Source organism: Desulforhopalus glucosivorans (assembly GCF_054397165.1).
Genome location: NZ_AP044854.1, coordinates 4911524 through 4925509, shown reverse-complemented (window position 1 = coordinate 4925509; position 13986 = coordinate 4911524). Strand labels below are relative to the sequence as shown.

General features: G+C 40.8%; 9 protein-coding genes and 2 tRNA genes. 1 reads left to right on the top strand and 10 read right to left on the bottom strand.

Annotation, left to right across the window (positions count from 1 at the left end; genetic code table 11):
• Nucleotides 1-28: 28 nt before the first annotated feature.
• From ACX6CI_RS21045 to ACX6CI_RS21010, 8 genes are all read right to left on the bottom strand, one after another.
• Complete coding sequence (locus tag ACX6CI_RS21045; protein ID WP_458775612.1) at nt 29-1630, bottom strand: nuclease-related domain-containing DEAD/DEAH box helicase; 1602 nt, start codon at nt 1628-1630, stop codon at nt 29-31.
• Complete coding sequence (locus tag ACX6CI_RS21040) at nt 1621-3216, bottom strand: hypothetical protein (protein ID WP_458775611.1); 1596 nt, start codon at nt 3214-3216, stop codon at nt 1621-1623. The genes ACX6CI_RS21045 and ACX6CI_RS21040 overlap by 10 nt, the downstream gene beginning before the upstream one ends.
• A 1-nt stretch (nt 3217) precedes the next feature.
• Nucleotides 3218-4432 carry a DEAD/DEAH box helicase gene (locus tag ACX6CI_RS21035; protein WP_458775610.1) on the bottom strand — a complete coding sequence of 405 codons (1215 nt, stop codon included), beginning with the start codon at nt 4430-4432 and terminating at the stop codon, nt 3218-3220.
• Nucleotides 4433-4481: 49 nt separating this feature from the next.
• A complete protein-coding gene (gene drmB / locus ACX6CI_RS21030; RefSeq protein WP_458775609.1) occupies nt 4482-6365 on the bottom strand; it encodes a DrmB family protein in 1884 nt (627 codons plus the stop codon).
• Entirely contained in the window at nt 6362-9652 is a 3291-nt protein-coding gene (locus ACX6CI_RS21025) for a helicase-related protein (RefSeq protein WP_458775608.1), read from the bottom strand. Before ACX6CI_RS21025 ends, drmB begins: the two co-directional genes overlap by 4 nt.
• A 78-nt stretch (nt 9653-9730) precedes the next feature.
• A complete protein-coding gene (locus ACX6CI_RS21020; RefSeq protein WP_458775607.1) occupies nt 9731-10516 on the bottom strand; it encodes a CHC2 zinc finger domain-containing protein in 786 nt (261 codons plus the stop codon).
• A gap of 163 nt (nt 10517-10679) precedes the next feature.
• Nucleotides 10680-11696, bottom strand: a complete 1017-nt coding sequence (locus tag ACX6CI_RS21015; protein WP_458775606.1) for a nucleotidyl transferase AbiEii/AbiGii toxin family protein — start codon at nt 11694-11696, stop codon at nt 10680-10682.
• Entirely contained in the window at nt 11693-12307 is a 615-nt protein-coding gene (locus ACX6CI_RS21010) for a DUF6088 family protein (RefSeq protein ID WP_458775605.1), read from the bottom strand. Before ACX6CI_RS21010 ends, ACX6CI_RS21015 begins: the two co-directional genes overlap by 4 nt.
• A gap of 634 nt (nt 12308-12941) precedes the next feature.
• On the opposite strand from ACX6CI_RS21010, the gene ACX6CI_RS21005 reads away from it, so the two are divergent.
• Nucleotides 12942-13493, top strand: coding sequence for a hypothetical protein (locus tag ACX6CI_RS21005; RefSeq protein WP_458775604.1), 552 nt, complete (start codon nt 12942-12944; stop codon nt 13491-13493).
• A gap of 103 nt (nt 13494-13596) precedes the next feature.
• Here ACX6CI_RS21005 and ACX6CI_RS21000 read toward each other — a convergent pair.
• Nucleotides 13597-13674, bottom strand: a tRNA-Pro gene (locus ACX6CI_RS21000).
• Nucleotides 13675-13714: 40 nt separating this feature from the next.
• Nucleotides 13715-13790, bottom strand: a tRNA-Asn gene (locus ACX6CI_RS20995).
• Between the last annotated feature and the right edge of the window lie 196 nt (nt 13791-13986).

The following is a 13986-nucleotide window of genomic DNA, read 5'->3' as shown; positions in this document are numbered from 1 at the left end:
CAGCCGCCTTCCCTTCGAAGTTAAATAGTCACGACTGTAACGTACCAAGGTCTTTAATCCAAATTGAACAAAGAAGCCCCCGTGCCCGACTCATGGCGACATAATGCTGAGTTTTATCTCCAGTTTTCTGAATGCTCTTTGGTGCTGCTAGATCGACTACAATAACTACGTCATTTTCAAGCCCTTTGAAGTTTTTTATCTCTGAGAAGCTCATCTTTGCCGGCGGAAAAGAACGAACAGAGTACTCATCAAGTTCTTGTATTCCTCTACCAATATCCTTAGGAAGAAGCGCAACAGAAGACTGCGAATAAGGCTTAGGAGAAAGGATGGTTATTGAAGACTCTTTTGCACCCTGGTTAAGTAATTTCGTTATCAGTTTTTCAAGAGCTTCACCTCTTTGTTGAATTGAGATGAAAAATTCTTCTGTTTTTGGTCCTTCTCCAGTACCTGTGTTTCCCACATCACATTGGAGTGAAGACTGAATAGTATCAAGTATATTAAAAGTATTACGACAATTTGTAGTCAAAGGGATATTAACAGGTGAGCAATCCTTTAAATGGGCAAGAACTTCTTTAACCTGCCCTTTGTTCTCATCTTCAAACAACCCAACCTGGTTGTTTACATCATGAAATATGTACCACTCTCCAGCCTTGAGACCTCCTGTTAAAAGAGAGTCCATATTGTCAAGATCGTTGAAATTAAACAAATCCTGCCCTTCATCAACAATCAACACGTCAAACTTCCTAATCCTTTTACGCTTTTTATCCAGCTTGACACTATTAATTGTTGAGAATGTAAGGTGACATCCTTTTATCAAAGTTGACAAATATTGCCTCAACCAGTTTGACTTGCACAAAAAAAGGATTTGTTTATCTTTATTACCTAATCGCCGTGCCAGTTCTGCTGCTAGAAATGTTTTACCAGTTCCAGCTCCACCATAGCAGAGGACACGATTATTTACCTCCGCAATATCAACATATTTATACTGATCCTCTGTGAGTTTAACCGCTACACGACTCTGATTTTTCAGTATGTGATAGAGTGGCTCAACCAGCTCAAATTCAGGTCGGAGGAATTGTTTTAGACTGTCGAGCTGCTTTGAGTCATACCGTACATCATTACCTGGTTTTGTTCGCCAGTAACTGAAGAATCTCCTAAGCCATTTTTCAAAATGTCTAAAGTCATTCAGATCACAAATTGTGGCCCGGTCCCATTCCGAACTATTACTATTCCACTCAACATCGGGAAAGACAACACCATACCCGATCGCAAGACGTGTCTCACCAATGTCACCAGACTCCCCAACAGCCTTAGCAATTCCATGCATAGCTCCCGAAGCCTGTTTAAACGGATCCTGGATATAACAAATCTGGTCTTCCCGATTAACAGTTATCCATTGTCCATCTTGATAATTTACACGGCCTCCCTTAACTTCCAGAACGAATAGGCCAAACGAATTGACCAGAACAAAATCAGCCTCACCAAACCGTTTACTCTCATGCCTTGTTAGATTCAGGGAATGAAATGCAGTGTGGCTATTATCAGATACAAAACAATTTCGGATCCGGTAAAAGACCTTAGACTCAGCACTGGAGCCATTTTGATAGGGTGTTGATGGGATTATTTGCATTTCCTTAAAATCTCTTCATAATCTCCGTTGGTAATAGCAACATCCCTCATTTTTCCAAAGTACTTTTTATCTTCAACACACCAGTCAGGAACAATAACACCTTCAAGAGTTATATCTTTTGGCCTTACAGGTGTTTCAGATGGAACTGTAACGTCACTAGGGAATATTTTCCCCAGAGCCTCCCTTGCCATGCATCCGGCTATCTCCATTATCTTTCCAATAAACTGTTTTATCTGACTCCCTGACAATTTTGTTTCGAAACAAGAATCCAATCCGTATTTTTTCGAAAACCAACTTAAAAAATCAAGTTTTTTGCCTTTCGCGACTCCCTTCCGTAACACAATGTCAAAAACAGTCTTAGGTGGGGTAAAGTTCCCTAGCTTCAAGTCAGATTCTACCATTTCATGTGCATAGCTGGCCATCTTATGTGAAACGTATCTATAGAGGCCAGAATATTTCCTTAGTGACGCTGGCATCCCATTAAAGCCAAACCGTATTCCGGCAAGCATACCCACCAGAACGATCTCCTCCTGTTTCATATCAATAGCTGAGAACTTTTCATCGATTACCTTTTCAGGCATGTCTTTGAAAAACAGATAAAGGAGTTGCCGGGCGAGAGCTGATTTTTCCTCACCTGCAAATGTTTGACTAGCTGTTTCGTCCAATTTCTTTTTATAAAAATCATTGAGTTTATTTGCTATCTCTGAAATACGCCCCTTGTACTTGTCCTCAAAAACACCAAGCAGTTTTTCGCTTTTAAGTGTATCTAAAATGAGTCCCAATTGGACGCCAAAGTCTTTTTCACTGCAGAGTATTGTAACCACTTCCCTGATTACTCTTGAAGCTGGAGAGAAGGATTCAGGGTGACCTTTGGTGTAAAAAAAGTCTTCAACAACCTTGAAAATATCATGGTATTCTTTTACGGAAGAAACGTTGTCAGTTTTTTTACCAAAAGCATTAAGCATACTATTCGCCACCTCACCATTCTTGGCGAAATAAAATAACATGCAGAGTACTCCTCCATAGGCAAACACCTTATCGTAATCAACTGGTTTGCAAACTTGGCCGTGAGGTTTATATATTTCTGCGCGAATTTGCTTACCATCACCTTCTTCATTCAAGAGCAAAGAATTTTCGCGGACAAACAGGTCTTTCTCGCTTCCAAAGCTAAGTTCTGCTAAAGGTATGTTGTCATCTGTCCCAGAAATGATTTTGAATATTTGGTCCCCTATTTCCTTATTTTCAAAAACAATTTTCTTTACCGATGAGATTGGTAATGGCGCGGGTAACAGCACAACATTTTCATCAAGAGATATATTTTTCAACAAAGGCAGATCTATCTCCAGCAAACATCTAGATAAATTAGTTTGGTCTGGATGTTTACTGTGCAATACTTTTTTTAATTCTTGTGATGTACCACGATAAATTGGGATACCACTCTCAAAGTTCTCTGTAACATCAGAATAGTATTTTTCCTCACCATACCCCTTCTTATCTCGTAACAATCCACAAAGCAGGGCTGCTCCAAGGTTGCCTTTGTTTGTTGGGAAAAACCAACGACCTTGATTCTTGTTAGTATTAGCCATTTTACAAAATATCCCTTTCTAATAAATTTTCGTCAGTGGGTAGCAACTCTGCTATATCTTTGCTGCAAGAGACACCTTTGAAAAGAACCAGCCTATTCATAGCTCTTGAGGCCATTACAAATAGTCGTTTTTTCATCAATGTAGTATTGTTGTTGTGAATTTTTAGGCCATCCATAATAATATAAACGGAGTCAAACTCAATTCCTTTAACAGACTTATCACAGAGAACGACAATTCCACCTTCTGAGTAATCAATCTCTACATTGCCCTTTTGAGATGCAGAGTAACTTTTAACTCTAGGCGTTTCGTTATCACGAGGAATTTCAGTTTTTTGCAATTTTTGTACATAATCTTCTCGTTTCGTGTCAGTTGCAACTATTACCCCTATCAGAAGAGAGGGATCACTGTCCGCTTCCCTTAATATCATCTTTACACAATCAACAACCAGCTTATATTCATACAGCACAGGTGTATCCACAGAGGTTTTTTCAGGAATCTGTGGAGCTGGACTAGAATTATCTGTATAGAAATGATTGGCAAATGTTGCGATTGGTGCGGTGTTGCGATGGTTTTCTGAAAGGTAAATAACATCACTTGGACCTGATACTTCACCAATTTTCGGGACACTCAGGCCAAGTAAGTTAGCAAGTTCACTAATAGAGGAATTTTCATTCTCCCTTATTTGCTGGTTCTGGTCCGCTGTAATAAAAAAATTCTCACAACCCATTGCATCTAGTGCTAAATAATAACCTTCTGGCAAATCTTGTCCCTCATCAATAATCATACTGAGATTGTGAGGGAATTCTCCAGGATTTTTCACATCACCTTTCTCATAACACTCAATAATGGAACCATAATCATAAGAGTAAGACAGATCCCTTTTCTGCTCTTTTTCCTCTATTGTGGGCTGTCGCTTTGGAACAAACTCCTCGGTCAACTGATAATGTTTGTTACAGAACCAAGAAATTGCGGTGTCGCAATCCACACTTTTTTCTACCAACTGACTACAGTACTCACTGAGTATATGATTGTAAGTAAGCAGGAGCTGTTTTCCCTCATCTTTATGCATACGGGCACGAATGAGTGCTACTACTGATTTACCTGTTCCAGGGCCACCAACAACCAAATATTGTCCTTCAAACGGAAGTGCAATGGCTGCATCCTGCTCTTTAGTCAACTCGGCGTAACCTGGTAATTTAAGATATCGTTTTGCCATTTTCTTCTCTTAAGATAAAGTGGTCAACATAATTGCTATACCATCAACTTCACTTACAATTTTTGAGTACAAACTCCTGCAAATTTGGAATTCCTGCCTCTGTATTCCCTTTTATAAAGTTTCTATCCAGAAATACATTGCTGTAGCTGCATGCTGTTTCAGGTACTAAAGCACAGGCGTGACAAGATGCTCTATTCAACAGCCCCGGCCCCTGTCCTTCATGCTCGGAGCAGACGGGATCAAGTGAGCACCATGCAGCTTGCCTAAAACAGTTAAGCAGAAGCGAGAGAAATTTTTTGGGCTTGGCACACTCAAGTATACCTCCAAGCGATCCGGCAATGTCAGGGACAGCTGTGTAGATTAGGATTCCCGCCATCTTGTGCACCTCTGAGCTATAAATCCTTTCGTTCAGGGAAGCAGCTGGAAAACCTGCCATTGCCTCAAGTTCCCTCATCAAAAGGTGCGAGAAAATATGTAACAGCAGAAACCTCGGCTCAATTGGCGGCAATGAATCGATAAATAATGGTGACTTCTCGTAATGCTCATAGAGCTTATCTGCCCTTAGCCTTACAGCTGTTGTTTTCTCCCAAAGAGATAACAACTTTTCATCTAAAGTAAAAAAAACACCCTCACCATAAAGCTCTATGGCTGGTAGCCAATCTTGTTCTCCAATAACCCACGGGGAAACGAGCCTTCCCTCCTGATCATCCTCGCCTTCGTTATCATCATTTGGACATCTTCTATAACCATTATAGATACGTATTTCTCTCAACCTCTTGACCATAACGAGCTGATCAACAAGTCTACCGACAACAAATTGTTCTAAAGTATCACCTAGAGAAGAAAGTTCTTGCTTCCAAGCCTTACTTTTTATGTCGATAACAAAATCTTCCTCTTCTTTCAGGTCATCTATGGGGGTCAAGAATGCATCATACTCTTTACGAAGCAGGGACTGATCTTTGCAGTCAAAATCATTACCCGTAACCCCATCATCCTCTGATTCGTGACTTAACCTCTCTAAGGCCACATCCATTTCTTTTTTGGTGCAACCGTATTCTTTTGCTAATCGGCCAATCTCTGCATTCCTCTTCATTGAGGAACGTATAGCATCAATTCTTTGCAAAATGGCTGTACTCCCCGCAATGCGATCATAGACAGTACGGGCAACTTCCCTTGACTCAGGAGGGATCACAAGGGCATTTGACGTTTGAGGAGAGTACACTCTCGGATCATTTACCTCTAAAATCTTAACATCGTCTCCCGCTACAGGTTCAAAATCAGGGCTATAGGAAAATTTCAACCAGGGCTGCGGCCTATTAATCACGCCGCATTTAAGTCCATTTATCTTTTGAGATCTGCCACATTTATCACATTTGACGATCGTTCTGCCTGAAGAGTCCGCACTGATTCGTAGATAACTTTTCCCACTGTCCCGTTCACATTTTTGGGTACTATTCAAGTGACACACATTGTGCCAGGGGACATCGTCAAGATACCCTTGGCTACTTGCTGCACACCAGGTTACCTGTACCAGTTTTGCACCATTGCATGCCTTGTTGGAGCATATAGGATCTTCGAAAAGACCGATCCCCTGATCAAGCCATGGATTATAGTGAAGGAGCTTACACTTAGGACATACTGTCCATTTTGGGAAGACCACGCCAGGAAGGGCATGACCCACAACACCTTTCTTGTCGTCATATCCGGCTACGGGCGGTTTCTTGAGCTTTTTACCGCCAGCACAACAGACTCTGATTTCACTGGAAATACGTTTTAAGGGTTCAGCTGTACAGATTCCATTTTTATCAGTCCAGTATCTTGTGTCCACCAGGGTCATTAATCGGTCTTCATTGTCCCGGACAATTGAACCTATCCCTGCATATGAGGTAAGATGAGAAAATCTTAGAGGTGTATATAGCTTTTCCTGTTTCATGATGGCTGTGTTACGCCTCCCACAAGTCTTAGCAGAGCACTATTTTCCACATTTCTCATTGAGCGAAGTGTCTTCCACTTCCGGACATCAGTTCGATCTGTAAAATCAACCATTAGGCCCTCTGCGCTTCTGTCATTACTGTCTCGACAGTAATTCAGGTTTCCTCTTCTATTTTTTACATCCTCAGCTTCCTGATCCCATTCATCAACACGTCTATGTAAGTGTTCCAAAACCTGATTCACATTCTCTAGGAGTTCCGTGTACTCTTCTTCACTGACAGTATCCTGATCAAAAGGTAAGATTGCATCTTTAATTCTTCTTTCCATGAGGTCAATGACTTCTTGAACCTCTTCCATATCCTTGGAAAAATTCTCCGCACCATCTTTAGCTGTAAGGGATGCAATGCCATGCCGCATTGCAATGACCAAAGCTGCATGCAATGCACGCTCTCTTGCCTGATAGGTAAAAGGAGTAAGACTTGAAGGTTCTACAAAACGATAGAATGATTCGTGGTATGAACGAAAATTTTCATAATGAGAGAGGCTTCTTGCCTGTGTTTTATAGTAATTTACAAAAACAAGGCCAGGAGTATCGGAACGCCCTACTCGGCTGCTCGCCTGGATATATTCCGAAGTTGTCAGTGGTTGGCCATTGATAATCATGACAGCAAGTCTGGCCACGTCAAGGCCAACGGAAATCATATTTGTTGCCAGAAGAATATCAATCGCAGAGTTTTCATTGTATTCTTTTGTCAACTGATCAAAAACTCTGTTGTTTTCCTCTGCTGTTTGCCTGCTGGTGAGAGTTTTTACCAAGAGATTACGAACAGGGAGGTACTGGTCTACAATTTGTTTTATTTCTGGATCATTTATTTTTTGATAATCTTCAATATCCCTGATCTTTTTGTCACCCAAAATGCCAGGTCTGACTTCTTCAATTGAGATCCTCATGCCTTCTAAAATCAACCGATTCAGGTATTTCAGAACACTGCTCTGATATAAGGTTCTACTGTTTCCTACACCTTTCAAACTACCGTGGTAAATCACCTGGCTCCACCAGCTATCCATAAAAAGCTCACGATCTCTGAAAAGATGTACTGGGGCGGCCAACAAGGTTGCTGTCAAAGGGGAAAGGCAGCGTAATCGTGATGGAAAGTTCGCCAGGAAACCGATATACATTCGCCCTGGTTTTACGCTGAGAGGTACCGTTTTTGCGAAATAGGAATCGTCATACCGTAGTCCGGAAGGTGGGAATACCTGCATTTCCCTACCATAAAGTGCCTGAATCTGAGTTTCTGCATTTTTTACTGTTGCCGTTGACGCTACATATTTGGGGCGGACCCCTTTTTTTTCAAGTAAAACGTCGATACCAAGTTCGTATAATCCAACAACAGATCCAAGCTCACTCGCTATCAAGTGAAGTTCATCCTGTATAATGAGCTCTGGTGGCCTGTTCCCCTTGCTTCCGAAAAAAGCTGCTGGTCTTTCATCCCAGGTGAGCAGAGAAAATTTATCAACCGTCGCGATAAGCAGGCTGGGAGGGTTCTTATAGAGCATATGATCGACTGTGTTGCAGGGCAGTGTACTGTCACCTTTGCACCCAAAATCACATTTTTTGTTGAAGCACTTGTAATAAAAAGAATCTTCATCTACGGCGTAATTTTCTTTTGTAAAACGTGCTCCACACCAAGGACAACTTGTGATGATAAACTTTGACAATTGATTTTTATTCAGATAGTCAAATGCCTGTTTGCAAGTATTGGGCGAACTGGCCTGACCAACCCATAAACCGATACTGAATCTCTCTGAGCCAAGCATTGCCGGGTCATTTTGTCGTAATAGCTCAAGGGCACAGATAACCTTGGTCGCCCTGGTAAACTGCTGGGCGGTCAAAAGACGAAGCGTATATCGCATTATAGCAACAGTTCCACCATGGCTTGATGGATAGCGCTTTCTCCTGTAAATCATCAAAAAAGCCAAAAGACCAAGATATGCTTCTGTTTTACCGCCACCTGTGGGAAACCAGATCAGGTCAACAATATCACGATAGTCATCATCTCCATCAACCGCAGAAGCTAAAGTCATCAGGATAAATGCAAGCTGAAAAGGTCTCCACCCGAACTTACTACTCTCTACAGGTTTGCCACTTTTTGCCATTTCAACAGCCTGCATCTGCATGACCATAGCTTTGTTTGCAAGAGAAAAGGCAAATCTAGCATTGGCGTCATACTTGAGTAGAAGTATTCCAGCTTCCATTCGCTCTTTGGCTATTATCTGATTGTTGACTATTTTATTCGCAGCTTGCTGATCTTCTTCAATTTCAGTTCGTGCATCACTGGATTGTTTATGAATCCAACTTTTGTAACCAGCAACAAAACTTTTTAGATCTTCGACGACATCACTGTTTTCATCACAGGAACAAAGATATTCAAATTTAAGAATATTAGAACCTGCATCTCCGGTATTGGCTGTTACCTGTGGAACTTCGACTGAAGGCATAAAATCAGCCAGGATCACAGTTATACCTCGTTTATCAACAAACCAATCGACCCCAGTTCCATGACCAACAGCTAGAATGCGGACATCTTTGTAGCGAAGCTCAAGTTCTTTCTCCTCTTCGGTCAGTAACGCCCGGTCAACCGATGGATAATTGGCAACCTCTCCTTTTTCTACAAAACAAGTTAGGGCTGTTTCAAAGAGAGATTTTTGATTCAAATCAATATATTTTTCTACTTGTGGTATTTGTTCATCACTTCTTTGTTGATTAGAAAGAGAAACTGTAACGATATAGCCGTCCTCATGAGGCCGCCACAAAGTACAGAGGCGAGCCTTACCACCCAGTACAGTGTATTCAGAATCTCCATCAGGTAAAAATTGCTTTTCTTCACCATCTTTATTTGCTAAATAACCTCGCTTCCATTGATCCTCACCCGTAACGAAACGCCCTTGCTCGTCTCTTCCCTTTTCCTCTTTCTCGTAACAGACCGCCTGGCAGTTAACTCGTAATGCTACCTCTTTTCCTGTTACATAAAATGAAAACCCTGCAGAAGACGGTGGCGTGTATTTTAGATTCTTTCGGACAGGTTGACTGCCCTGTTCTTCTTCGCAGCTATCATCTGCCCCTAACTCACCTGCTTGCTGTAATGGGAAAAGAATACCAGAAAAAAATCGGTCGAGAGGCGGCACCCCAACCAGTCTATCATCCTCTAAATCAAAGCCGGTCAGCTGCTTCTTAACCCAACCAAGCAGCTGGGTTCTCGTTTGTTGGTATTCTTTTTTATCTAGCATAATCGGCATCAATACTTTTGATAGCTAACATTCTGGCATTAAGTGATAGTAGGCTATAGTGTTTTAGTAATTTCCTTATCACTTATAAGATTCTTCTTGATGGGAAAGCATATTTGCTAAATGCTCTTGAAATCGAATAATGGTTTGATCTTTTTTAAAAATAATGGACTCTTTTGAAACTAAATATTTTCGACCTACGTCCCCTGTGTTTAGTGAAGTAAGTGCAACATACTGCCCCGTTTTATTCTTTATAGGAATTGTAATTCTGTTTCTAAAAGTATCGTATACCTTCCCATTACTATTTGCCATTAAGCCTAATTCTAGGGCAAGCGTTTGTTGCGTAGCACTAAATTTATCACACAAATATTTGTACCCATACTTTTCAGGATCTGGTGCATATCCAATTTTATATTTTTCACACATTTCTTTTGTGATATTAAGTTTCCCAAGGCAATCAAATGCTTCTACACCAATGAATTCATTAAATAATGTATTGTGATAATAATTCACCACCCTAGATACAAATTTATAACATTGCTCCTTCTTTTTATATTCCTGTCTATCTTTTGGTTTATACTCAGCTAGGGATTTCCCAACTCTCTTTGCGAGATATGCTAAAGCTTCTTTGAACAGAATGTTTCGATGTTTCATTAAAAAGCTATAAACATCACCAGATGCACCACATCCAAAACAATGGAATATTTGTTTATCGCTTTCTACACTAAATGAGGGTTCTTTTCCCCCATGGAAAGGGCACAAACCAATATATCGACCGGTAGAACCTATTTGATTAAGCCCCACTCCAGACTCCATCACAATTTGAACAATATCTACTTTTTCTTTTACAATCTTAACAGAGTCCATTCAGTTCCCTATTCACATCATCAAGAACACCTGCCAGTGGTCCATGGAAGATAAGCACATCAACATCTTCAGGGTGTCAGGTGCCACGTCTCCGTTATCCCCTCTTGTTCAGAAATTAAGCCCGCAAGGCTTATCATGTGTACCAGCAATAACAATTTTCCACTTAGGTATTGAACCGATCCTGAAAATCCTTAATTGCAACGATTATTTCATCAAATGATGGAGCGGTGCCATAAAACATCTCCTTTACCATATCTCTATAGTCTGACTCCCAATCTGCCATATGTTCTTGCAAGGGAAGTATTCGGAGAGTTCCAGGGGCAATAGTTCCGTAATCCATCCAGTTGTGCTTGAAGTAGAACATCCTATGCTCAAGAATACGTTGAAATAAATCCAGATCACGTGCTGCTTTTTCTGCAATGCCCGCCTGCATAAGACAATAAATATCATAATAGTGCCGGGCGAGAAAACGTCGGGCTTTTTGTTCTCGACAATTTTCTTCGTGTAGCAGCATTGTTTTCTCCCAAAATGTTCGTTCAGGAGCAACAGCCCTCACTTCAAATGAGTCTGTAAACAAGTCAGGGTACGATTTGTTAATATAAGGGGAAATCATTATTGACTCAGCGGGATCAACATCTGATCGAGCCCCCATTTCTATCTTGACGGCACGTCGAAGATATAAAGATTCTTCACCATAAACAGAAGGGTAGTCAAACAGCAACGTTTGAGCATCGGAATCATCTGGATCAAGCTTTAATTCCCAATTAAAAGTGGCAGGAATTTCCTGTCCAATAGCATGGGACAATGCAGGAGCGATCTTCTCTGAGACACATTCCTGACAAGCTTTAGTTAGAGCCTTGCTCCTTTTTTTCTTCTGCTTCCCGCTGGGTGCATTTTCAGGTGCATCTTCACCACCAAAACCGAGGTGCCCACGGTAAATTACAATATCAATATCTTCTGAAAACCTTTCTATTAACCCCCATCCTTTAGAAAGAGATGTTCCTCCCTTAAAAGTCAAATGAGCTCCCCATTCAGGAATGGTAAATAGCTTCTTCAAAATCCAGCACACCCAGAAATCTTTTTCTACGGCAACTTCGTGTAACGATAAAGAGTCTCCAGTTGCAGTACACACAGCTTTCCGCTGCTCGTCAGTCAACTCTAGAAATTTCAACATGGTCATAAGTCCACACCTAACCTTATAATAATTTTAGATATCCACTCTGGCGCGTACTGTATATCCTTAAGTAATTCCTCGCGATCAGCACTACTGAGACGTCGATCAAGTTGTTCAATTAGTTGATCATCAACATGATCTTGCCCTAAGTACTTTAGTGCCTGTATGACGAGGCCACTAATTTTTCCAGCTGTTGCTAAATTTTTCGGTTCTCTATGCTGCAGAACAATCTGACGATTACCGATCTTAACCGTTCTAGACCGACCATCTGTTAAATACACCATTTTCATTGGAATCTGTGTCGTCAGACCTAGCAAATTTGCTGCATGAGCACCAGACGGTTGTATTTTTGTCGCATCTCGACCAGCAAGAGCTCGAGCAATATCCTCAGTGGAAGGGGGCATAAAACCAAGAACTGGATCCACTTTCGGATAATAATATAACCCTCGTGCTAACTTCCGAATTGTGCCTTTTTCCTTATAACGCATCAGTGCCATATCTATGCCAGAACGAGAGCCCAGGTCCTTAAAACTTCCTGGAGTAAAGACCCACCCCCTCTTCTTGCCATAAATTCTGCTAATTATCTTATAATCAACACTTTTTGTATGTTTAGTCATCGATATTTTGAAAGAAATAAGTATACATTTTTCTCACATTACCTCTTCAGATGATAAGTGCAAGCCCCAAGTGCCCATGGAAATATTCTAATTAGAACTAATCAAAATGTTTTTGCTTCTCGAAAACAAAAAGACACCCTATTTCCTTGTAGTTTTTAACTACATAGTAGTTAAAATTCTCATCATGTCTCAGTAAGAATCGTCAACCGCATCAACGTATAAAGGGTAACGAGCCTTAACCAAAAAATATTTTCCAATATTCTCTCTATATAATGCACTATTACAATTCGTTGCAACATTCAACTCTAAATATTTTTGAAAGAATTATGCATACATTTTTCTTTCAAATACAACACATAAATGTCTCTAGAGACAAAACAGTACATACTCCATTCAGAGGACCTGGAAACAACCCGCTCTTAAGTTTTGCAGTAAGATCTTACCAAATTTTTTTCACACAGCGCAAACTAGCTTTCCTTACCCCCGTGTCTCTTAATTCATAAGTTAGTAGACAGCTCAAAACTTACCGACTAGAATGTCTACTATTTCGCCAAACAGCCACATAATTGTCAATCAGCTTTCAATATTACCCCCCTTTCAGCGTCCAAAACTGACCCCAGAGAAATGGAAATACTTGTTTGACCTAAACGCCCTGAGATATCTATTCCCTGTTGAACGAAAGAGTGGAGCTTCAAGCTTCTCATACTTAACTACTCCAACAGGGGGTGGGCATGGTAGAGGTAGTAAAGGTATTGCTCATGAATTGGTACAAGCCGCCTTGTGCAGGATGTCAGAATTTCATTTTTTGGTACATGGAAAGGAGATTACTATAGAAATAGAATCAGCAAGTGATGAATGGAAAATATGTGATCCAGTCCACAGTGATAAAAAGGTATATGTTGATTGTTGCTTCAATTTAGACCCTGACTACAAATACTACGGAAATATCGGCTCACCAATCGGTATCGAAGTAACCGACACCAGCAAGACCTCCAGGACTAAAATCAACATACTCAAACGCAGTGGTTTTTTCATTTTGGAAATCGAAATGCTCGCTGACTGGCATATACCAAATGGCACTAAAGTATCTAGTTCTGACATTGATTTCCTCAAACGTCGTATCAATGGCTACCTTTCCAAAAGACCTACGTTGAAAGCACTCACCCCACCAGCAATCTTTATTTGACACTCTTTTAACCCTATCACAAAACACTGCATCGATTATGCTTAATTTATGCTTAAAACGAAAAAAAGGGTTCCAGCTAAAAAGCTGAAACCCTTATATTTCGTGGTCGGGGCGGTAGGATTCGAACCTACGGCCTCCTGCTCCCAAGGCAGGCGCGCTAACCAGGCTGCGCTACGCCCCGACTATATAAAAAAAGGCTCTAAAGAGAACCTGAAGTAAACTGGCTCCTCGAGCAAGACTCGAACTTGCGACAAGGTGGTTAACAGCCACCTGCTCTACCAACTGAGCTATCGAGGAGCGTTCGTTTTATCAGCTCTTAATCATGTTGCGATTAAGTTTGTTTTTATCGCTGAAGCAACGTAGGCGGGCAATATATACTGCTCGCCCTAAGCTGTCAACAGATTTTTAACATCTTTTTCTTATCTTTTTAAAGATAATCACAAGCCAACAAACAACCCACTAAATATACGTGCTTTTTTACGAAAATTATCTT

Coding starts and splice junctions, on each gene's coding strand:
- ACX6CI_RS21040 (WP_458775611.1), bottom strand. CDS start 3,216: ATGGCTAATACTAACAAGAATCAAGGTCGTTGGTTTTTCCCAACAAAC.
- ACX6CI_RS21035 (WP_458775610.1), bottom strand. CDS start 4,432: ATGGCAAAACGATATCTTAAATTACCAGGTTACGCCGAGTTGACTAAA.
- drmB (WP_458775609.1), bottom strand. CDS start 6,365: ATGAAACAGGAAAAGCTATATACACCTCTAAGATTTTCTCATCTTACC.
- ACX6CI_RS21020 (WP_458775607.1), bottom strand. CDS start 10,516: ATGGACTCTGTTAAGATTGTAAAAGAAAAAGTAGATATTGTTCAAATT.
- ACX6CI_RS21010 (WP_458775605.1), bottom strand. CDS start 12,307: ATGACTAAACATACAAAAAGTGTTGATTATAAGATAATTAGCAGAATT.
- ACX6CI_RS21045 (WP_458775612.1), bottom strand. CDS start 1,630: ATGCAAATAATCCCATCAACACCCTATCAAAATGGCTCCAGTGCTGAG.
- ACX6CI_RS21025 (WP_458775608.1), bottom strand. CDS start 9,652: ATGCTAGATAAAAAAGAATACCAACAAACGAGAACCCAGCTGCTTGGT.
- ACX6CI_RS21015 (WP_458775606.1), bottom strand. CDS start 11,696: ATGACCATGTTGAAATTTCTAGAGTTGACTGACGAGCAGCGGAAAGCT.